The organism is Halomonas sp. KM007 (genome assembly GCF_050709225.1).
Taxonomy (GTDB): Bacteria; Pseudomonadota; Gammaproteobacteria; order Pseudomonadales; family Halomonadaceae; genus Vreelandella; species Vreelandella hamiltonii.
The window spans coordinates 235,302-256,934 of sequence record NZ_CP136131.1; the positions used below are offsets into that span (position 1 = coordinate 235,302).

A 21,633-nucleotide genomic window follows, 5' to 3' on the forward strand; every position below is an offset into this window, starting at 1 on the left:
GGCCCGCAGTCGCGCTAGAAGGGATGGCCCAGGCCATCCCTTCTGCGTTTTGATCTAGCGCAACAGCCAGGAGAGCACCAACAGCAGCAGCAAAATACCCGCTACCCCCTGCCAGAACCGCCGAGCTTCTGGGCGCGACTCTTCGCGCACCGGCAAACGCCCCAAGGGCACACGCAGTGCGTAGAGAAACTCCGACATGCGACGAAAACGCAGCGCTCGCTGGGGGTCCAGGGCTCGACGCAGCGCCTCATCCAGCTCCGGGGTAATCTCAGGGTTGGTGGTACGCGCGCTGCGATAGGCCAGCTCTTCAAGATCGGTATGGCTGCGCAGGCGGTTAGGCGTCAACAGGTACGGCAGCTCGCCGGTCAGTAACCAGTAAACGGTAGAAGCCAGCGAATACTGATCGCTGCGGCGGCCAATGGTGTCGCCCAGCGCATACTCAGGCGCCGTATGCTCGCAAAGCCCCACCTGCCGCAGCAGGTCGCCGGATTGGCGATGGCCATCCACCTCGCGCATGTGGCAGGCGCTGAAGTCGGTCAGCACGACTTTACCGTGCTGGTCGATCAGTACGTTATCCGGGTTGATTTGCTGATGAATGATATCTCGGTGGTGCAGCGCCTGTACCGCCTTGCCCAGCTGGTTGGCAATGTCCAGACGCTGGTTCAAGCTGGCTTGAGGGTGGCGCTGCGCCCACTCACGCAGCGTCTCGCCTTCCACGTTCTGCATGAGATAGTAGAGATAGCGGCGAGGACGCGACAGCTCCATGACCTTGACCACGAAGGGGGAGTTGACCCGCTCCACTACCCACTGCTGCAGCAGGAAGTGTTCCAGATAGGCATTGCGCAGCGAAAGCTCCGGGCTTGGCGCCTTCATGACCATGATACGGTCGCTGTGCACATCGCGTACGCGGTAGACCCTGGACTGCGCGTTTCGCGACAGCACCGCCTGTATTTCGAGGCCATCCAGCCGCTCGCCTACCGCCAGTTCCGGGGGGATGGGCAAGTCCCCATACAGCATACTGGGCGTATCACTGGGTTCTTCCGGCAGCTCATCGACACGCAGAATCTGGAAACAGAACTGCCCTCCCCCATAACCTCGCTCCTGGGCGCGCTGCTTGGCCTCGCTGGCCAGGCGCTCACAGGCCGCATCGAGATCGCTGGCATCTTCACGAATCAAGCGCACATAGTCAGACGGCATGAGCGTGCCGCGCACGGCTTGGGTGGTAAAGACGAAAAAATCACCCTGTTTGAGCGGCAGGTGGGTGTAATCGATATCCAGGCTGCCATCCATGCCCAAGGCCCGTGAGGGATAGCGATAGCCTCCCACGTCGGTCACATGGTCACGGGTCAACTGTTCGAACTCGGCCCCTCGCAGGCGAAAAACCAGCGTATCGCCCATATGAAACAGATGCCCCTCGCGGCCCAGAAACACCAGCGCAGACATCGATGATACAAAACCGCCTTCCTTGACGTGCTGGCTCTGGCTGTAACACCAGCTGTTGAGCGCTCTCAAGACCCGCGTGGCAGAGGTCTTGGTATCCCAGTGCTCGGGGGTCGAGTAATAATCGGCCAGGAATCCACGAACGCTCAGATCGCCTGCCTGCTTGGCCATGGTATTGCGCGACAGCGAGTCACTGATGACGGCACAGCCGCCCTTCGCCTTCAATACGGGCGCATCCGGCAGGCGTACCGACATGGAGCTGCGATGCTGACGGCGCTGCGGGGCAACGAAAGCCTGACCATAACTGATTAGCAACTGGGCGTGCGCCAACTCATCCTCCTGGACATAAAGGTCCTTGCCACGATCACTCGGCGACATGATACACGCTGAGACGCCGAAACGATGCCCACCAAACGTCGCGTCGGCCATCAAAGAGCACCCCGCCCGCTGCCTTGGTCAACGTCAAACACCTATGTCGCATTGGTAATCTGGCAGTCATGTTCGTATAATTCTGCCCTATTAATGCAATGCATCAATTGTGTGACATCTGCCTCAATCGCAATAGATAAGCCAAGCCAAGGAACTCAAGATGAACTTCGATAACATCCCCGCTGGAAAGGATCTGCCCAACGATATCTATGTGGCGATCGAAATTCCTGCCAACCACGCGCCTATCAAGTATGAAATCGACAAGGACATGGGCGCACTGTTGGTTGACCGTTTCATGGCCACTCCGATGTTCTACCCGGCCAACTACGGTTTCATTCCGCACACCTTGGCAGATGATGGCGACCCCCTCGATGCACTCGTGGTGACTCCCTACCCGGTCGCCCCCGGCAGCGTCATCCGCGCCCGTCCGGTAGGCATCCTGAACATGACCGACGAGGCAGGTGAAGATGCCAAGCTGGTATGTGTTCCTCACGCCAAGCTCTCCTCGCTCTATGACGACGTTCAGGAAGTCACCGACCTGCCGGAACTGCTGCGCCAGCAGATTGCCCACTTCTTCGAGAACTACAAGGACCTGGAGAAAGGCAAGTGGGTCAAGGTCGAGTCGTGGGAAGGGGTTGAAGCCGCTCGCAAGGCCATTGAAAAATCGGTGGCGGCTTACAAGAAGTCCTGAGTCGACGTTCAAGTGGCAAACGTTCTGCCATGATTCGTCCAAGGCCGCCTTCGGGCGGCCTTTTGCATACTGGGTTAAGCGAACATGAAGTAGCGCGTCACGTCACCGCAGCCGCTACGCCCAGGCGAACGGGTACGCTATCCTGCATGCTATTGTTGACTAGACACCGCTGCGTAAGGAAACCTCGTGTTACTGCTCAAACGCTTCTCTCTTTTTTGCCTGCTTGCCTGCTTGCCGTTGCTGGCGCAAGGCCAATGGTTTTCGTCCAGCAATCAAAGCGATTTTCTGCCTGTCATGGAGGCGTTTCAACCTACCGCCTGGCATGACGAAGAGACGCTCTATATCGGCATCGACATTGCCGACGAATATTATCTTTATCGACACCAGCTCGCGGTCACCAGCCTGCAGGAAGATCTCAGCCTGGAAGCCCCCATCATCGCCGAAGGAACGTTCACCAACGATGAGTTCATGGGTGACGTGTATATCTTTCGCGACACCCTGGTGTTCGAAGTACCCTTTTCTGCCCCCCACGCGGGTCCGGCCAACATCGAGCTGACCTTCCAGGGATGCGCCGATGCCGGACTTTGCTACCCGCCCGAACGGGTCACTCTGGAGGCTCCGCAAGCGTCGCCACCTGCCCAGTTCGCACAATGGAGTGAACGCCAAGGGGCTGCTGACCCCGTCAATACCGCGCGTTCAGACGATGCGCAATCTTCCATCGCTCAACCCTCCGGCTTTGCTGCCCCGCAAAGCGAGGACAGCCGTTTTCGCAACCTGATGAGCGAGGCCAGCCTGCCCTTGATGCTCGGGCTGTTCTTTGTGGCAGGAATCGGCTTGACCTTTACGCCCTGCGTCCTGCCCATGATTCCTATTCTTTCCTCCATCGTGGTAGGGCAAAACCCGACCAGGCCCCGGGCTTTCGTACTGTCAGCCAGCTACGTGCTGGGCATGGCCAGCACCTATGCGCTGGTGGGCGTATTGATGGGCCTGTTCGGCGCAGGCTTGAACCTGCAGGCACACCTTCAGTCGGCGCCGGTGCTCATCACGTTTGCACTGCTGTTCACTCTGTTTGCCTTGGCCATGTTCGGCGCTTTCGATCTGCGCGTTTCTCCTCGAGTCGCCAATACCGTCGACGCCTGGCAGGCGCGTGCCCAACGCAGCGGCCCGGCAGGCCTGGCCCTGGCGGGAGCCCTTTCGGTGCTGGTGGTTTCACCGTGCGTCACCGCGCCACTGGCGGGCGCCCTGGTGTTCATATCATCCACCGGTGATGCCATGGTGGGGGGCGCAGCTCTCTTTGCACTAGGCCTGGGCATGGGCGTGCCGCTCCTGCTGGTAGGCACCTTTGGCACGACGCTGCTACCGCGTTCGGGCGCCTGGATGAACGGCGTCAAGGTCGCGTTTGGCCTGCTGATGCTGGGGGTCGCCATCTGGATGATCGAACGTCTCGTTGCCCCCTCTCTTGCCCTGCTGCTCTGGGCAGCCCTGGCCATCGGTACTGCCCTGACGCTGGGCGCCTTGACACTCCAGCACACCTCGGGCTGGGCCAAGGCGCGCCAGACCCTGGGCCTGATGCTGCTGGCCTGGGGGATAGCCCTGGTGCTGGGAGCGGCTCAGGGCGGCACCAATCCGCTACGCCCATTGATGCTAGGCAGCAGCTCGACCTCGTCAGCCGAAACGCCACTGGCCTTTGAAACGGTCAGTACGCTGAGCGAACTACAATCCCAACTGGCACAAGCCGCTCAATCCGACCAGCCGGTATTCGTGCACTTCACTGCCGATTGGTGCATATCCTGCAAGTTGATGGAACGAGACGTCTATCCCAACCCGCAGGTGGCCGCGCAATTGAACGATTTTCAACGCGTCGCGGTCGATGTTACCAATACCAACGCAGACAGCAGGGCGTTACTGAATCACTTCGATCTGTTTGGACCGCCCAGCCTGCTGTTCTTTCACCAAGGCGAAGAAGTGCGCGACGCACGTATACAAGGCGAAGTCACGGCACAAGCATTGGCACAGCACCTCGATTCACTCAAGCGGTGGCAGCAAGGTTAGCCTTGCACTAGTCTGAATGACATGGCCAGCGCAGTACGGTGCGCTGGCCATTTTTTTAAGGCTATGTCGCCAACGTCGTCAAACGGTCGTTTAAGTCGCAAAATTCGTCACGGCTGAGGCGATCACTGGACAGTGCGCTACTTTTTCGGCAAACTCCGCAGCCATATTTGCTAAAAAGCTCATCTTTTAGCGTTTACACAAGGGTAACGTTCGCCATCGTGCAGCGTTCTCCTCGTTTTAAAATCAGGTTTACTGCGCCGCACGCAAGCAGGCAGGTTCGACCTGCTGCGTTGTGTTTTATTGATTAACGTTTGGGGCTATATAGATGGATATTCGTAAGGTCAAAAAGCTGATCGAGCTGCTGGAAGAGTCCAACATCAGCGAAATCGAAATTCAGGAAGGCGAAGAATCGGTTCGTATCAGCCGCCATCCGAATGGAGTCAGCTGGCAGCCACAGCCAATGCCGCAATACGCCCAGCCCGCATACGCGCCACAGGCTGCCGCGCCAAGCGCCCCCAGCGCCCCCAGCGCCGAAGCGGAACCCCAAGGTGCCAGCTATCGCGGTGAAGCCGTCAACTCCCCCATGGTCGGCACTTTCTACCGCAGTCCGGCCCCAGGCGCCAAGGCCTTCGTTGAAGTTGGCGACACCGTGAAGCAAGGCGACACCGTGTGCATCGTCGAAGCCATGAAAATGATGAACCAGATCGAAGCCGACCGTGATGGCGTGGTCGAAGCCATTCTGGTGGAAGATGGCGAGCCGGTGGAATTCGATCAGCCCATGATCGTCCTCGCTTAATCTTTCATTACGATACGGGTGGACTCTCCCATGCTGGACAAGGTACTTATCGCGAACCGCGGCGAGATAGCCCTACGCATCTTGCGAGCGTGTAAAGAGCTAGGCATCAAGACCGTAGCGGTTCACTCCAAAGCCGACCGCGAGCTGATGCACGTTCGCCTGGCAGACGAAGCCGTCTGCATCGGCCCTGCTGCTTCCGCGCAATCCTACTTGAACATCCCAGCCTTGATCAGCGCCGCCGAGGTGACGGATTCGAGCGCGATTCACCCGGGCTATGGCTTCCTTTCCGAGAACGCCAACTTCGCCGAGCAGGTAGAACGCTCAGGCTTCACCTTTATTGGCCCCCGTGCAGAGACCATTCGCCTGATGGGCGACAAGGTCAGCGCCATCGAGGCCATGAAGGCAGCAGGCGTCCCGACCGTTCCTGGTTCGGATGGCCCTCTGGGCGATGACGATGCCACCAACATGGCCACTGCGCGCCGCATTGGCTACCCGGTGATCATCAAGGCCGCAGCGGGCGGCGGCGGGCGTGGCATGCGCGTGGTGCATACCGAAGGGCACCTGCTGTCTGCCATTACCGTGACCCGCACCGAAGCGCATGCTGCTTTTGGTGACGGCACGGTCTATATGGAGAAGTTTCTCGAGAAGCCTCGCCATGTCGAAGTGCAAGTACTTGCCGATGGCCAAGGTAACGCGATTCACCTGTTCGACAGGGACTGCTCCCTGCAGCGCCGCCACCAAAAGGTGCTCGAAGAGGCCCCAGCGCCCGGCCTCGACCCCGAGGCACGCGCCAAGGTTCTGGAAGCCTGCCGTCAGGCCTGTATCGAGATCAACTATCGTGGCGCCGGCACCTTCGAGTTCCTTTACGAAGAGGGTGAGTTCTTCTTCATCGAGATGAACACTCGGGTTCAGGTGGAGCATCCCGTGACCGAGATGGTCACCGGCGTGGATATCGTCAAGGAGCAGCTGCGCATCGCCGTTTAAGATGCCCCTGTCGATTCGCCAGGAAGATGTTCAGCTCAATGGGCACGCCTTCGAATGCCGTATCAATGCCGAAGACGCACGTACGTTCATGCCGTCTCCCGGCAAAGTGACGCTGTTCCACGCTCCCGGCGGCCTGGGCGTTCGCATGGACTCGCATCTTTACACGGGCTACACCGTTCCACCGCATTACGATTCGCTGATCGGCAAGCTGATCACATGGGGCGCCGATCGCGACATCGCGCTGACCCGCATGCGCAATGCGCTGGACGAACTGCTGGTGGAAGGCATCAAGACCAATATCGACCTGCAGAAAGACCTGGTTCGAGACAGCTACTTCCGCCAGGGTGGCGTCAACATCCATTACCTGGAAAAGAAGCTGAGCAGCTAGGTAGTGACCTGATGCTTGCAAACCTGACGTCTCCTCATCGGAGTAACGCCAGGTTGTCTACGCGGGGTGGCGATTGCCACCCCGTGAGCGTTTCATGACCATTCACTGACCCCGTGGAGACTTCTCATGCCCTGGCTGCAATTAAAAGCGCACGTTGCTCCTGAGCAGGCCGAGCTTCTTGAAGAGCTGCTGCTGGACGAGGGTGCTACGGCCATCGGCCTCCAGGATGCCCACGACGACCCTGTCTTCGAACCGGAACGAGGCACCACGCCACTCTGGCAAGATACCGTATTGACGGGACTGTATGATGACCTCGATGGCATCAGCGAAATGCTGGAGCGTATCGAAGCCGCCTGGGCAGAACACATGCCCGGCGAACCCTGCCCCACCATCGAGTACGAGCTGCTGGCCGACCGGGACTGGGAGCGGGAATGGATGGATGACTTCACTCCCCTGCGCATGGGCCAGCGGCTGTGGATCGTGCCCAGCTGGCTGGAGCCCCCCGAAGCAGAGGCGGTCAACCTGATCCTGGACCCTGGCCTGGCCTTTGGTACCGGCACGCACCCCACCACCGCACTCTGTCTGGAATGGCTCGACCACCTGGCCGTGCAAGGCGTTCTGACCAACCAGCGCGTGCTGGACGTGGGCTGCGGCTCAGGCATTCTGGCCATTGCTGCCCTGAAACTGGGGGCGTCCAGCGCCGACGGAACCGACATCGATCCGCAGGCGCTGCAAGCTAGTCGCGACAATGCGGAGCGCAACGGTATTGCCGAACAGGCCTTGTCACTTTACTACCCCGAGCAACTGGCCGATGACCAGACCTACCCTATCGTGACGGCCAACATTCTGGCTGGCCCGCTGGTCGAACTGTCGGGCATGATTGCCAGCCACGTGGCACCCGGAGGCCACATTGCGCTTTCGGGCATTCTTGCCAAGCAGGCCAACGACGTGCTGGAAGCATATGAAGCCCAAGGACTTATCATGGAAGAGCCAACCCTGCGTGAAGGCTGGGTACGCTTGACCGGCTGGAGACCCGCATAATTTGCTGCGCTTTCCTTCATTACTGCGGCGAGTAGGCGTATCATACGCTCCCTTGAAACGCGCTATTCGTCGTTTTCATGCCTATCAAAGTGCACCGCCATGACCATGATGACTATCCAGCCCCCTGCGATTGGGCCTTATCAACTGCCCAACCCCGTGATACTTGCGCCCATGGCAGGTGTCACCGATCGCCCTTTCCGGCAGCTGTGTCGGCGCCTGGGGGCGGGCTGGGTGGTGGGTGAAATGGTCACGTCTGATCCTTCGCTCTGGCACACGCGCAAATCGCAGCTGCGTATGGATCATCAAGGCGAACCCGCGCCCCGGGTAGTACAAATTGCCGGTGGCGATGCGCAGATGCTGGCCGAAGCAGCCCGCCTGAATGCCGAACTGGGCGCGCAGATCATCGACATCAACATGGGCTGCCCCGCCAAAAAAGTGTGCAACAAGGCCGCTGGCTCAGCGCTGCTGCGCGATGAAGCCCTGGTGGCCGAGATTCTCGATGCGGTGGTCAGTGCCGTCGATATTCCCGTGACGCTCAAGATTCGCACGGGCTGGTGCGCCGACTCCAACAATGGCCTGCGGATTGCCCAACTGGCTGAGTCGGCAGGCATACAGGCACTGGCAGTCCATGGACGCCACCGCCAGCAGCGCTACACGGGCGAAGCCGAATACGACACCATCGCCGAGATCAAGTCACGACTCACCATTCCCGTCATTGCCAATGGCGACATCACTTCGCCAGAGAAGGCGGCCCGCGTGCTGCGCCATACCGGTGCCGATGCGGTCATGATTGGTCGTGGTGCCCAGGGCAACCCGTGGATCTTCCAGCAGATCACTCACTACCTGTCCCATGGCGAGCACTTGCCCGCCCCTGAGCTGGCAGAGCGCCGCCAAGTGTTGACCGAGCACCTGCACGCCCTGCACGCGTTCTACGGCGACACCATGGGCGTACGCATTGCACGCAAACATGTGGGCTGGTATCTCGATGAAGACACGCGCTTCACCCATACCGAGCAGCGCAGCTTGAAGCAGCAGTTCAATGCGCTCGCATCACCCGATGCGCAGTTTCAATGGATTGATGACGCCATGACCCATAGCGCCTCCCAGCATTTGCTAGCCAAAGGAACCCATGCCGCATGACTGAACGCGACCTGCTCTCAAGCGAAAGTTCATCGCCACTGGCGGGCACCCTGGCGGACCCGGCGACCACGGCCCAGCCTCAACCGCTGCGGGAAGCTGTCGAAACGGCCATGCGTCGCTACTTCGAGCACCTTGATGGAGGTCAGGCATCGGACCTGTATGCCATGGTGATGGCCGAAGTGGAGGCGCCATTACTGGCCTGCGTGCTGGAGCACACCGACGGCAACCAGACCCGTGCCGCCGACGTGCTGGGCCTGAACCGCGGCACGCTGCGCAAGAAACTCAAGCTGTATGGACTGATTGATCGTGACGCCCCTTAAGGGGCGTTGCCGTTTTTAAACCTGGCTGTTCCAACCCTAGACCTGATACATGAGCACTCCCATGGCTGATAGCACCGCTACCCCCGTCCGCCGCGCCCTGCTGAGCGTCTCCGATAAAACCGGCATTGTCGAGTTCGCACAGGGCCTCGTGAAACATGGCGTCGAACTGCTCTCGACCGGCGGCACCTACCGACTGTTGCAAGAGAACGACGTCCCCGTGACCGAAGTCTCCGAACATACCGGTTTTCCAGAAATCATGGACGGCCGGGTCAAGACCCTGCACCCCAAAATCCATGGTGGCATTCTGGCCCGTCGCGGTCAGGACGACGCCGTGATGGCCGATAACGATATCAGCCCCATCGACATGGTCGTGGTGAACCTCTACCCGTTCGCGGCCACCATCGCCAAACCGGATTGCACGCTGGAAGACGCCATCGAGAACATCGATATTGGTGGCCCTACCATGGTGCGCGCCTGCGCCAAGAACCATGCCTACACCACTATCGTCGTCAACGCGGACGACTACTCCCGCGTGTTGAACGAGCTGGCCGAGCATGGCGGCCAGGTGACTCAGTCGACGCGTTTCGACCTGGCCGTCAAGGCATTCGAACACACGGCGGGTTATGACGGCGCCATTGCCGACTACCTGGGCCGCAAAGTGGCCAGCGAAGAAACCACCTTCTCGCGCACGTTCAACCTGCAACTGCACAAGAAGCAGGACATGCGCTACGGTGAAAACCCGCACCAGCAGGCAGCTTTCTACGTCGACCCCGAGGCCAGCGAGCCCAGCGTGTCTACCGCTCGCATGCTTCAAGGCAAGCCGCTCTCTTTCAACAACGTGGCCGATACCGATGCTGCCTTCGAGTGCGTCAAGGCTTTCGATGACACCGCCTGCGTCATCGTCAAGCACGCCAACCCCTGCGGAGTAGCGGTGGGCGCCAACGCCCTGGAAGCGTACGACAAAGCGTTTGCCACCGATCCTACCAGCGCCTTTGGCGGTATTATCGCCTTCAACGTCGCTCTGGATGCCGCCACCGCCCGCGCCATCGTTGATCGTCAGTTCGTGGAAGTCATCATTGCCCCCGGGGTAAGCGATGAAGCGGCCGCTATCGTGGCTGAAAAACAGAACGTGCGCCTGCTGGATGTCAGCGCACATTGGCCAGGCCAACCGCAGGCTGCCTACGACTTCAAGCGCGTCAATGGCGGGCTGTTGGTCCAGGAGCGCGACGAGGGTATGGTCACTGAAGCGGAGCTGACGGTGGTCAGCGAGCGTGCGCCCACCGAGCAAGAGTTGCGTGATCTGGCGTTTGCCTGGCGCGTGGCCAAGTTCGTCAAGTCCAACGCGATCGTGTATGCCAAGGCTGGGCAGACGATTGGCGTGGGGGCGGGTCAGATGAGCCGCGTCTACTCCGCAAAAATTGCGGGTATCAAGGCTGCCGATGAAGGGCTCACGGTTCCTGGCTCCGTCATGGCGTCGGATGCCTTTTTCCCGTTCCGCGATGGCATCGATGCCGCCGCTGCGGCTGGCATCACTGCGGTGATTCAGCCTGGTGGGTCAATGCGTGACCAGGAAGTCATCGATGCGGCCAACGAAGCGGGCATTGCCATGGTCTTCACCGGCATGCGCCACTTCCGCCACTAAGCCTTTAAAAACCCCCTGCGAAGCACTTCGCAGGGGGTTTTTTGAGGGTCACCCCAGATCGATGCACAGGTACTTGGTTTCCAGGTACTCCTCCAGCCCCTGATGCCCCCCTTCACGCCCCAGGCCGGATGCCTTGACGCCACCAAAGGGCGCTGCAGCGTTTGAAATCAGCCCAGTATTGATCCCCACCATGCCATACTCGAGTGCTTCGGCCACGCGCCATACCCTGGCCAGATCACGCGAATAAAAATACGCGGCCAGACCATACTGCGTATCGTTGGCCATTTCGACCGCCGTCTCCTCTTCATCGAAGGGGAACACCGCTGCCAAGGGGCCGAACGTCTCTTCCTGGGCCACTTTCATGCTGTCGTTGGCAAAGCTGACCAACGTGGGCGTGAAGAAATTCCCCCCCAATGGATGTGGGTGGCCCCCCAACAACAGCTCGGCGCCCTTGTCGATGGCGTCCTGAACATGCTCACTGACTTTTTTGACGCCATTTTCATCGATCAGCGGGCCAATATTGACCCCTTCTCGCGTCCCGTCACCGACTTTCAGCTCGCTGTTCATGGCCACGGCCAGCTTCTCGCAGAACGCATTGATGACGCTGGACTGCACCAGAAAGCGGTTGGTACAGACACACGTCTGCCCCGCATTACGGAACTTGGCGGCCATGGCGCCTTCGACGGCAGCGTCCAGGTCGGCGTCTTCAAACACGATAAAGGGCGCGTTGCCACCTAATTCCAGGGAAATCTTCTGAACGTGCTCAGCGGCTTGAGCCATCAACTGGCTGCCCACCTCGGTCGAGCCTGTAAAGGTGATCTTGCGCACCTTGGAAGAGTGAGTGAGCGCCTCGGCAATATCCGCCGCACGCCCAGGCACGACGTTGAACACACCGCGCGGCACGCCCGCCCGTTCTGCCAACAGCGCCAAGGCGGTTGCCGAGAACGGGGTCTGGCTGGCAGGCTTCACGACGATGGTACAGCCCGCCGCCAAGGCGGCGCCTGCTTTACGCGTGATCATGGCCGCCGGAAAATTCCACGGCGTAATGGCACCGACAACGCCCACGGGCTGCTTGGTCACCACGATACGCTGATTGGCTTTGGCTGCAGGAATGGTTTCGCCGTAGACTCGACGTGCCTCTTCCGCAAACCAGCGTAGAAAACTGGCCGCATAGGCAATCTCGCCGGCGGCTTCCTTGATCGGCTTGCCCTGCTCATAGGTCATCAGCATGGCGAGATCCTGCTGATGCTCCATCATCAGATCGTGCCATTTCATCAACACGTCGGCACGCTCTTGCGCCGTCATGCCGCGCCAGGCAGGCAGTGCAGCGTACGCAGCATCGATGGCACGCTCGGTTTCTGCCTTGCCCAGCTTGGGCATATCCCCTACGAGCTCACCCGTGGCGGGGTTCACCACCTTGATTTGCTCGCCACTGTCGGCGGCTACCCAACTGCCGTCGATATAGGCAAATGGGCAGTAAAGCTGTGTTTCTCTCAGCGCTTCCATGACAAACTCCTGACCAGAGGATGGCCTTTCAGGCTCATTGACCTCTTCATGCTAAGACGAAATGGCAGTCTTGACCAAGTTCTCGTCAGGAATCCTTGTACGTATCGTACCTTAACTGAGTGCGTGTCGGCCTTAACTGATCAGCGTCAGAAACTCTTGGCGCGTTGCCTGGTTGGTACGGAAGCCTCCCAACATGACCGACGACGTCATGCTGGAGTTCTGCTTCTCCACGCCACGCATCATCATGCACAGATGGCGCGCCTCGATCACGACGGCCACCCCTTTGGCTTGCGTGACCTGCTGCACTGCCTCGGCAATTTCACGGGTCAGATTCTCCTGAATCTGCATGCGACGTGCATACATGTCGACGATACGCGCAAATTTGGACAAGCCCAGAACTTTGCCGCTGGGCAGGTAGGCAATATGACACTTGCCAATGAAGGGCAGCAGATGGTGCTCACACATGGAGTAGAGCTCGATATTCTTGACCAGCACCATTTCGTCGGTTTGCGATTCGAAGACGGCCCCATTGACCAGCTCTTCCAGCGACTGTTTGTAACCTGCGGTCAAGAACTGCATGGCCTTTGCGGCGCGCTTGGGTGTATCGCGGAGCCCCTCGCGATCAGGGTTCTCTCCCAGGGCGGTGATAATTTGACGGTAATGTTGGGCGATATCGTCGGTCATGGTAGGCCTCATATTCGGTACGTGTTCGCTTTTACTGGATCGCCTTGTGCAACCTGCCATGCAAGAAACTGGCATGACATGAACACTGATGTGTCTTGTGCGGCATGGTGACGTCAATCTCGGCCATACCACTTCATTGTTGGCTCACCCTGTGCTGGGTGGCGCTTTATCGTCTTGCAAGCCGAAAGCCCTAACTTATACAAGGAATATACTCTAAAATAATTTATGTACAACGAGAGCGATACAGTTACGTATTCTAACGCACATGAAGTGGCTGTGGCAGAGTGACACGCTCCCCCCTTCGTGCCTATCGGTGCTGTGCTATGATGAAGGCACAATTTCCTGCCAGGCAGGCGGGTGCACTATATCGAGATCTCATTATGTCATTTAAATCATCAGCCTACTGGCTAACGGCCTTGCTTGGCACAGCATTCATCAGCCCTTTGCAAGCGGCAGAACCCAAACTGACGCTGCCCAGTGGTGCCAACCTGGGTGTAGAAGTGATCGAGACTCTGCGTTTTGACAGCCAGCATGCTCGTCACAATGATATTCTGCTGCACCCTGCCCAAGTCGACGGTAGCTCGCACGAGCTGCCAGAGTATTGCCTGATGGTGGCTACTGCCCAACTGAGCGGCGAGCGGATACGTATCACCACGCAAGATGCTACTTGCATCGAGACCGAAGGCAGTGAAAGCGCCATCTATTCGGGAACGTTTGCCGCCAGCGCCTACGCGATGGATGGGCAATACGGGATAGAGTGCCCGTCGGGTAACTGTGAACTCTCCCCAGGCGAGGCCTTTCTACTGACCCTGGATGAAAACGTCAGTATCGATGCGCAGGACAACCCCTCCGCCGAAATCAATGCAACGCGCAGGCAGGCCAACGCGGATGGCGTCGCCAACCCTATCCCCAGCGAGCGCCCCGACCCTGACCAGGCGCCCACAGGCAATCAATAATCTGACACCAGCAACGGCGTGAACAGGCTGGCCTGGCGGTGCCAGGCCAGCTCAACGATTGCCGCCAGCAAGCCATACAGGCGATTCCAGCTGCAGGCTCTGCTGTTCGAGCAGACGAATGTGCTGATCCCAGTACCCCCGTTCTGCCACCCAGGGAAAAGCAGCAGGAAAAGCCGGATCATCCCAGCGAGATACCAGCCAGGCCGCGTGACGAATCAAGCGATAGGCGCGCAATGGTTCGATCAACACCAACTCATGCTCGGGGAATGCCCTCACCTCTTCATACCCTTCGATCAACTCATCCAACTGCCCACGCCAAAGCTCAGGGTCGTTTACAGGCAGCAGCATCCAGACATCCTGGATGGCGGGCGCCATCAGACAATCATCGAAATCCACCAGCGTAAAGTCATCATCCCGCCCCAAAATATTACCCAGATGGCAGTCACCATGAGCCCGCAGATAGGCGTCGGGGCTTAGCGACACGCGCGCCAACTGCTCCATCAACTTTTCCACCACGGTCTGGTATGCCCGGGACTGGTACTTATCCAAATGCGGGCTTGCCAGGACTCGCTGCGCGGCATCGGTAACGCCATCTGTGAGCGACAAACTCTCCCGATGCTGAAACCGCTGGCGAGCGGCAACGTCATGCAAGCGCCCCAAGACATTTCCCAAGGCAAACAGGTGTGCCGGGTTATCGAGCTCTGGCGCCTGGCCTGCACATTGGGGGAAAAGCGAAAAGCGGAAAGTTTGGTAGTGATGCAATGAAACGCCATCAGCTGAGCACCATGGCGCGATCACGGGGACACCGGCCAGCGCCAGCTCCCTCAGGAAGTCATGCTCTTCCTGAATCGCGGCATCCACCCAACGTTCGGGGCGATAAAACTTGACCACCCAGCGCTCGCCCTCTTCATCGCGAAACATCAGCACGCGATTTTCATAACTGTTCAAGGCAAAGGGCTCGCCTGCGGGCCAGATACCCACCGACTCGATGGCCGACATCACCAGGTCGGGCGACAGGCTGTTAAACGGGTGCGCCATGGATCACTCCTTTCATTGGGCCAGCCAGTATATCAACTCTTCTCCAGCGGCGTGCGAGACGCCGCCCACACGTCCACACGCGTGGCACCCGCCGCCAGAGCCGCCAACGCCAGCGCATGCCCCGTGGCACCCGTCGTGACCACGTCATCGATGATGATGACCCATTCTGGCAGTGGCCCCGCCACGCGGTAGGCTCCCGTGAGATTACGTTGACGCTCGGCTCGATTCAGTGACCGTTGCGAGGGCAGCCGCTTGTGACACTCAGCCCCCAGCACCGGTAGGCGTAGCCGCTTGCCCAATTGCCTGGCCAGCCACTGGGCCTGGTTGAAGCCTCGCTCGCGCGCCTTGGAAGGATGCATGGGCACCGGCAGCAACGCGCCCCCTAGTTGCACTGGAGGCGTCGAGAGCATCAGCTCGACCAGCAGCATTCCCGCTCGCGCGGAACCATGAAACTTGAAGTCATGCACCAGTTCCGCCACACCCTCCTGGTAGCGTAGTGCCGCCGTTGTATGCGTAAAGGCAGGGGCCACTACCAGGCAGTGGCCACAGCGTCCACCCCCACCAGCGAGCAAGGGTTCGGCACATTGCGGGCATGCCGACGTGTTCCAGGGCAGCTCCCGAAAGCACTGCGCGCACCACCCCTGCTCACCGCAATCCGCCGATAGGCAAAACGCACAGTAGCCCGGCAATTGGCGCGACAACCACTGGTTCACGTACTGATTCACGTACTGAGCCATTCGCATAGCCACCTCCTCTGCCAACTGGTTTAAAACAGGATGATTGCATTGACATTCATACGTTTATTGGTAGTATACGCAGCGTCTTCTGCGGATGTGGTGGAATTGGTAGACACGCTAGATTTAGGTTCTAGTGCCGTAAGGTGTGGGAGTTCGAGTCTCCCCATCCGCACCAATCACAACTTGCCGTGTGGCACTCTTTGCCACCAGCGCAAGATCAAAAATTCGGTAGCATTATGCTAACCGAATTTTTTTGTTTTTAGCCTCTATGCTGGTGAATGGAACACAGCACGTCTCAGGTTATCTTTTCCGTTGTCCCATAATTGCACTTGAGAAGGATCTCGCCCCATGCAATGGCTCAATGACCACGCCCAGGCCATCTCTGCCGTGGCCAGCGTGTGCACTCTGTTCGTCTGGCTTTTCTATGCGCAGCTGCTCTACAACGGCTACGTTCGCCAACGACGACCCCGCATCATCGTCAATCGTGGCAAGGGAGTAGGCACTGACGCGCTTTGCCTGATCAGCAACATGAGCAGCGAAGCGATTTATATCCAGCACCTCGTGGCAGTGCTTCATACCCCTGAAGGCGCCTACCCTTTGGATATCGTCGAGTATCAGCAGCAAAGTGGCGAGGAAAACGAAGCTTGCTACCGCAACCATCAAGGCCCCCTGCCCTCCGGCGACTACCTGCATATTCAAACGTTTGGCTCGATCGTTCAGCAACTGGCACGCTACTGGAAACTGGATGACGCATTACTGCGCGAGCAGACGCTGACGCTGGAGATACGCGTCATCGCCATTTATGGCTCGGAAGACATGCCGGTAGGGGCTGCCAGACGCTTCCACCTCTCGCTCCAGGCAGAGCCAACACGCCAGCTGGTGCCGACTCACCTGGATACGCAGCGCATGAACAGTCGCCGTGACCGTCAACGCGTTGTAGAGTGGGCAAAAGAGATTGAGCTGCACAAAGCGCAATGAGGCACTCAATCGATAATGAACAGGGAAGCCAATGATGAGATTCACCGTTGCCACCATATGCTTGAGCGTGATGCTTACGCCCACTTGTCTGCTTGCTGATGAAACGGACAGCGATTTGCCCGAGTGGGCCGAGGAGCGGGTCGAACCCTTTCGTGCCCGCATTGGAGACTGGGTAGATAACACCTCTCGCAACATCGATGCCTTTTTTGGTGGCGACGACTCGGCTACGGCGCACAACGACTCTTACTTACGACTGGGGCAAGAGCTGGACTGGATGGAGGGTAACGGCACCAGTGGCGACATCAGCCTGCGCTACCGGATTGACCTGCCGACCACGGAAGATCGCCTGCGACTGATTATCGAGAGTGATCCTGAAGAGTCTCAAGGCACTCTGGCAGACCAGGGATCAGGCCGTCTGTATAACGACCAGCGTGATCGCAGCACCTCCACCTTTGGGTTTGATTGGCTGGAACGCCGTGACAAACGCGAAAACTGGAGCAACCGGGTGGGTGCAGGTATTAGGCTGCGCATGCCACTGGATCCCTACGTGCGATTCACCAGTGAACGGCTATGGGATATAGGCGACGGGCCTTGGCAGCTTGAGTCCTACAACCGCGTTTCCTGGTTCAATAATGAAGGCTACTCAGCACGTACCTCCTGGGACATTGGCCGCCCCCTGGCAGACGATCTCCACCTGCGTTTCATCAGCACGCTGCAGTGGCGGGAAGAGGAAGATACGCTGGAATTCAGCGAAGTTGCCCAATTAAACCAGCGCCTTAACCGTCGCAGCGCACTACGCTATTCTGCTCTGGCAATTGGCGAAAGCGCCTCCAATCCGCGCATGACCAACTACTATCTGCAGACGCGTTACCGTAGAGACATTCACAAGGGCATTCTGTTTGGCGATGTCATACCGGAACTGCACTTCCAGCGAGAAGACAGTTACGACCCTCGCTGGGCCATGACACTGCGCCTCGAGATGTATTTTCAGCGTGAAATACATCGCAACTATTTTCACTTCTAGATGTTCCTGGAGCCCTTGGGGCGCTGACCACGCCAGTCAAAGCCCCAAAGTCGCGATTTTTACAGCCTCAACCCCCCATCGCACTCGATGATCCGAGCCGTGAAGTAGTCATTTTCGAAAATGAACGCGACGCTGCGTGCGATATGTTCGGGCTGCCCCAGCTGCTTCAACGGCACGCTGTTGGCAATACGTTCCAGCATGTCGGGTCGCATGGAGGCCGTCATATCGGTTTCGATAAACCCCGGCGCCACGGTACCGGTGCGAATACCATAGCGGGCCAGCTCCTTGCCCCAGGTCACCGTCAGCGCGTGTACGCCCGCCTTGGCAGCCGCATAGTTGCTCTGCCCCATGTTGCCCGCACGTGAAATACTCGAAATATTGACGATAACACCCGGCTGACCGGCCTCGATCATCTGGGTGACCGCTTCTCGGCCACACAAGAAAACGCCTGTCAGGTTGACATCCAGCACTCGCTGCCAGGAAGACAGCGACATGCGCTTTTCCACCACTCCCTCTTTGGCTTTCACCAGCAGGCTGTCATCGGTAATACCGGCGTTGTTGACACAGCCACTCACCGCGCCCATGCGCTTGGCAATGTCGGCAAAAGACTGCTGCACCGAGGCTTCATCTGCCACATTGGTCACGAACGTCTGCGCTTCGATACCGGCCGCCGCCAAGCTTGAGACGGCCTCGTCCAACGCTTCACCGCTCATGTCGAGAAGGGCAAGACGCGCCCCTTGTGCGCCCAGATGTTTTGCCATGGCAAACCCCAACCCGCGGGCGCCTCCGGTAATCGCCACCACTTGCTCATTCAACTGCATGCGTCTCTCCTTTTCGAAACCAGGGGTTGTGCATTGCAGCATAGATAGCCGTCAGCAAAAAATCGACTCGGCCAACGCTTGCGCTCACTGCAGACAATGCAGATTGTTTTTTATAATTCTGACACCATATTGACTCATTACGTCTGTACTGGAGTCGGTCATGCCCATTCTTCTCTTTATTTCCCTGTTCACGCTACTGGACTTTGTGCTTCTTTTTACCGTGGGAAGCCGGATCGGGCTTCTGGCGACACTGGCACTGGTGCTAGGCACGGGGTTTATCGGGCTGCACTTGATTCGCAAGGAAGGAGTCTCCACCCTGGCGCGTGCTCGCCAACGTATGCAGATGGGAGAAATCCCTTCCCAGGAAGTGCTCACAGGTGCAGCCCTGATTTTCGGTGGCGCCCTGCTGTTGGCGCCCGGCTTTCTCTCGGATGTACTGGGCATTGCGTGCCTGCTGCCCAGCGCGCGGCAGCTACTGTTGAAACTGATGGCCTGGCTAGGCGTCAAGGCCTCGCTGACCACACGTCAAGGCCCAGCCCCAGAGCGTGAGCCACCCCATCAGCACGAGCCTGGCTCATCCTCCTCGGAAGGGCCGCTGGAAGGAGACTTCATCAGCAAGGATGAGTCTTCTCGCAGGCAGTGAGCAGAAGCGGGCCAGGCGCACTGATAATCCGCAATTTTTTTTATAGCGCCCCCTTGAAAGGCAGTGACCAGCCCCCACTTTTGAGTCAGCACACAACTTCGGTAATGCCTTATGGCATTGCCATTGACATGAAGGCAACAGGCCTTCGCTTTCCGCGGGTGCTGCCCACGGAAATTCCTTCAAGCTAATGGCCCCAAGGGGCTTTGACACTACTCAGGAGAACGTGAGCATGAATATCCGTCCTTTGCACGATCGCGTTGTGATCCGTCGCGTGGAAGAAGAGCAGAAAACCGCTGGCGGCATCGTGCTTCCGGGCAATGCACAGGAAAAGCCCACGCGTGGCGAAATCCTGGCAGTTGGTAATGGCCGCATTCTTGAAAGCGGCGACGTTCGCCCGCTGGATGTCAAAGTGGGTGACACGGTGATTTTCAAGGACGGCTACGGCGTCGAGAAGCAGAAGATCGACGGCGAAGAAGTTCTGATCATGAGTGAAGCCGATATCCTGGCGGTCGTTGAAGGCTAAGACGCCTCGGCTACCCATTTACGTTCATCGTTCAATTTCAATTTAGGAAGTAACGAACATGGCTGCTAAGCAAGTTAAGTTCTCTGATGACGCTCGTAAGCGCATGGCGCGTGGTGTAGATATCCTGGCAAACGCCGTCAAGGTCACGCTGGGCCCGAAAGGCCGCAACGTGGTACTGGACAAGTCCTTCGGCGCCCCGACCGTCACCAAAGACGGTGTTTCCGTCGCCAAAGAGATCGAACTGAAAGACAAGTTCGAGAACATGGGCGCTCAGATGGTCAAGGAAGTCGCTTCCAAGACATCTGATGCCGCAGGCGACGGTACCACTACCGCTACCGTACTGGCACAAGCCATCGTGGCAGAAGGCCTGAAAGGCGTGACGGCTGGCATGAACCCGATGGACCTGAAGCGCGGCATCGACCAGGCGGTCACCGCTGCCGTCAAGGAAATTCAGGCCATGTCCGTGCCCTGCACCGACACCAAATCCATCGCTCAAGTAGGCACCATCTCTGCCAACGGCGACAAGCGCATTGGCGAGATCATTGCCGAAGCGATGGAGAAAGTAGGTAAAGAAGGCGTCATCACCGTTGACGAAGGTCGCGGCTTCGAAGACGAGCTGGAAGTCGTCGAAGGCATGCAGTTCGACCGTGGCTACCTCTCTCCCTACTTCGTCACCAATCAGGACACCATGGCGGTCGAGCTGGAAGACCCCTACATCCTGCTGGTCGACAAGAAAATCTCCAACATCCGCGAGCTGCTGCCGGTGCTGGAAGGTGTTGCCAAGCAAGGCAAGCCGCTGGCCATCATCGCCGAAGACATCGAAGGCGAAGCGCTTGCCACGCTGGTAGTCAACAACATGCGCGGCATCGTCAAGGTAGCGGCTGCCAAGGCACCCGGCTTTGGTGATCGTCGCAAGGCCATGCTGCAGGATATCGCCATCCTGACCAACGGCACGGTCATCTCCGAGGAAGTCGGTCTGACCCTCGAGCAGGCAAACCTGGATCACCTGGGTACTGCCAAGCGCATCACCATGACCAAAGAGAACACCACCATCATCGACGGTGCTGGTGCAGAAGGTGACATCGAAGCACGCGTCAATCAGATCCGCGCGCAAATCGAAGACACCTCCTCCGACTACGACAAAGAGAAGCTGCAAGAGCGCGTTGCCAAGCTGGCAGGCGGCGTTGCCGTTATCCGCGTAGGCGCAGCCACCGAAGTCGAAATGAAAGAGAAGAAAGCACGTGTCGAAGACGCGCTGCACTCTACTCGCGCTGCCGTCGAAGAAGGCGTGGTACCTGGTGGCGGCACGGCGCTGGTACGCGTTATGGCCAAGGTACAAGGCCTGACCGGTGACAACGAAGACCAGAACCACGGCATCAACATGGCCCTGCGTGCCATGCAGGCGCCGCTGCGTCAGATCGTCACCAACGCCGGTGAAGAGTCTGCGGTGGTCATCAACCGTGTGAAAGATGGCGAAGGCAACTTCGGCTACAACGCACAGACCGGCGAATACGGCGACCTGTTCGAAATGGGTGTACTCGACCCTGCGAAAGTGACCCGTACTGCGCTGCAGTCTGCCGGTTCCGTCGCGGGCCTGATGATCACCACCGAGTGCATGATCGCCGACGACCCGGAAGAGAAAGACGCTGCCCCGGACATGGGTGGCATGGGCGGAATGGGTGGCATGGGCGGCATGATGTAAGCCCCACCTCGCTCTGACGTAATACGTCCTTCAGAACCCCGCTTCGGCGGGGTTCTTTGCGTGTTACCATCCCCTTTCTTCTTGGCAGCTTTCAGGTT

At 58.7% G+C, this 21,633-nt stretch carries 19 protein-coding genes, 1 tRNA gene and 1 pseudogene; 15 read left to right on the forward strand and 6 right to left on the reverse strand.

Going from position 1 to position 21,633, the window contains the following annotated elements; genetic code table 11:
- Window positions 1-54 precede the first annotated feature (54 nt).
- Window positions 55-1,770, reverse strand: coding sequence for a protein kinase domain-containing protein (locus RVM27_RS01160; RefSeq protein WP_498957792.1), 1,716 nt, complete (start codon window positions 1,768-1,770; stop codon window positions 55-57).
- 259 nt (window positions 1,771-2,029) lie between these two features.
- On the opposite strand from RVM27_RS01160, the gene ppa reads away from it, so the two are divergent.
- The 8 genes and pseudogenes from ppa to purH all read left to right on the forward strand — a co-directional run bounded on the left by ppa (window position 2,030) and on the right by purH (window position 10,923).
- Complete coding sequence (ppa, locus tag RVM27_RS01165; protein ID WP_039178176.1) at window positions 2,030-2,560, forward strand: inorganic diphosphatase; 531 nt, start codon at window positions 2,030-2,032, stop codon at window positions 2,558-2,560.
- A gap of 186 nt (window positions 2,561-2,746) precedes the next feature.
- Window positions 2,747-4,612, forward strand: a complete 1,866-nt coding sequence (dsbD, locus tag RVM27_RS01170; protein WP_498957185.1) for a protein-disulfide reductase DsbD — start codon at window positions 2,747-2,749, stop codon at window positions 4,610-4,612.
- A 325-nt stretch (window positions 4,613-4,937) separates the two neighbouring features.
- A complete protein-coding gene (gene accB / locus RVM27_RS01175; protein ID WP_096923065.1) occupies window positions 4,938-5,408 on the forward strand; it encodes an acetyl-CoA carboxylase biotin carboxyl carrier protein in 471 nt (156 codons plus the stop codon).
- Between the two features lie 30 nt (window positions 5,409-5,438).
- Window positions 5,439-6,780 (forward strand): annotated as a pseudogene (gene accC / locus RVM27_RS01180) (acetyl-CoA carboxylase biotin carboxylase subunit).
- A gap of 126 nt (window positions 6,781-6,906) precedes the next feature.
- Window positions 6,907-7,821 carry a 50S ribosomal protein L11 methyltransferase gene (prmA, locus tag RVM27_RS01185; protein WP_144982652.1) on the forward strand — a complete coding sequence of 305 codons (915 nt, stop codon included), beginning with the start codon at window positions 6,907-6,909 and terminating at the stop codon, window positions 7,819-7,821.
- A gap of 99 nt (window positions 7,822-7,920) precedes the next feature.
- On the forward strand, window positions 7,921-8,961 hold the full coding sequence (gene dusB / locus RVM27_RS01190) for a tRNA dihydrouridine synthase DusB (protein ID WP_081193315.1): 1,041 nt from the start codon (window positions 7,921-7,923) through the stop codon (window positions 8,959-8,961).
- Complete coding sequence (fis, locus tag RVM27_RS01195; protein WP_016913715.1) at window positions 8,958-9,281, forward strand: DNA-binding transcriptional regulator Fis; 324 nt, start codon at window positions 8,958-8,960, stop codon at window positions 9,279-9,281. Before dusB ends, fis begins: the two co-directional genes overlap by 4 nt.
- Window positions 9,282-9,342: 61 nt before the next feature.
- A complete protein-coding gene (gene purH, locus RVM27_RS01200) occupies window positions 9,343-10,923 on the forward strand; it encodes a bifunctional phosphoribosylaminoimidazolecarboxamide formyltransferase/inosine monophosphate cyclohydrolase (RefSeq protein ID WP_498957186.1) in 1,581 nt (526 codons plus the stop codon).
- Window positions 10,924-10,971: 48 nt separating this feature from the next.
- Here the strand turns inward: purH and RVM27_RS01205 are convergent, their stop codons facing one another.
- Both RVM27_RS01205 and folE read right to left on the reverse strand, forming a co-directional pair.
- Window positions 10,972-12,429, reverse strand: coding sequence for an NAD-dependent succinate-semialdehyde dehydrogenase (locus RVM27_RS01205; RefSeq protein WP_016913713.1), 1,458 nt, complete (start codon window positions 12,427-12,429; stop codon window positions 10,972-10,974).
- A gap of 132 nt (window positions 12,430-12,561) precedes the next feature.
- A complete protein-coding gene (gene folE / locus RVM27_RS01210) occupies window positions 12,562-13,113 on the reverse strand; it encodes a GTP cyclohydrolase I FolE (RefSeq protein ID WP_039178202.1) in 552 nt (183 codons plus the stop codon).
- Window positions 13,114-13,493: 380 nt separating this feature from the next.
- On the opposite strand from folE, the gene RVM27_RS01215 reads away from it, so the two are divergent.
- Window positions 13,494-14,069, forward strand: coding sequence for a hypothetical protein (locus RVM27_RS01215; protein WP_498957187.1), 576 nt, complete (start codon window positions 13,494-13,496; stop codon window positions 14,067-14,069).
- A 51-nt stretch (window positions 14,070-14,120) separates the two neighbouring features.
- Here the strand turns inward: RVM27_RS01215 and RVM27_RS01220 are convergent, their stop codons facing one another.
- Window positions 14,121-15,107 carry a stress response kinase A gene (locus RVM27_RS01220; RefSeq protein ID WP_498957188.1) on the reverse strand — a complete coding sequence of 329 codons (987 nt, stop codon included), beginning with the start codon at window positions 15,105-15,107 and terminating at the stop codon, window positions 14,121-14,123.
- A 32-nt stretch (window positions 15,108-15,139) separates the two neighbouring features.
- Window positions 15,140-15,850: a double zinc ribbon domain-containing protein gene (locus RVM27_RS01225; RefSeq protein ID WP_498957189.1), complete on the reverse strand. Its 711-nt coding sequence runs from the start codon at window positions 15,848-15,850 to the stop codon at window positions 15,140-15,142.
- An 84-nt stretch (window positions 15,851-15,934) separates the two neighbouring features.
- Between RVM27_RS01225 and RVM27_RS01230 the strand changes: the two genes are divergently transcribed.
- From RVM27_RS01230 to RVM27_RS01240, 3 genes are all read left to right on the forward strand, one after another.
- A tRNA-Leu gene (locus RVM27_RS01230) sits at window positions 15,935-16,019 on the forward strand.
- Window positions 16,020-16,192: 173 nt separating this feature from the next.
- Window positions 16,193-16,822: a hypothetical protein gene (locus tag RVM27_RS01235; protein ID WP_498957190.1), complete on the forward strand. Its 630-nt coding sequence runs from the start codon at window positions 16,193-16,195 to the stop codon at window positions 16,820-16,822.
- 70 nt (window positions 16,823-16,892) lie between these two features.
- Entirely contained in the window at window positions 16,893-17,846 is a 954-nt protein-coding gene (locus tag RVM27_RS01240) for a hypothetical protein (RefSeq protein ID WP_498957191.1), read from the forward strand.
- A 59-nt stretch (window positions 17,847-17,905) separates the two neighbouring features.
- Here the strand turns inward: RVM27_RS01240 and RVM27_RS01245 are convergent, their stop codons facing one another.
- Window positions 17,906-18,667, reverse strand: a complete 762-nt coding sequence (locus RVM27_RS01245; protein WP_498957192.1) for an SDR family oxidoreductase — start codon at window positions 18,665-18,667, stop codon at window positions 17,906-17,908.
- A gap of 160 nt (window positions 18,668-18,827) precedes the next feature.
- On the opposite strand from RVM27_RS01245, the gene RVM27_RS01250 reads away from it, so the two are divergent.
- The 3 genes from RVM27_RS01250 (at window position 18,828) to groL (ending at window position 21,535) form a co-directional block, all read left to right on the forward strand.
- Complete coding sequence (locus RVM27_RS01250) at window positions 18,828-19,310, forward strand: FxsA family protein (RefSeq protein WP_498957193.1); 483 nt, start codon at window positions 18,828-18,830, stop codon at window positions 19,308-19,310.
- Window positions 19,311-19,539: 229 nt separating this feature from the next.
- Entirely contained in the window at window positions 19,540-19,833 is a 294-nt protein-coding gene (locus RVM27_RS01255) for a co-chaperone GroES (protein WP_016913703.1), read from the forward strand.
- Window positions 19,834-19,891: 58 nt separating this feature from the next.
- Window positions 19,892-21,535, forward strand: a complete 1,644-nt coding sequence (gene groL, locus RVM27_RS01260) for a chaperonin GroEL (RefSeq protein ID WP_498957194.1) — start codon at window positions 19,892-19,894, stop codon at window positions 21,533-21,535.
- Window positions 21,536-21,633: the final 98 nt, after the last annotated feature.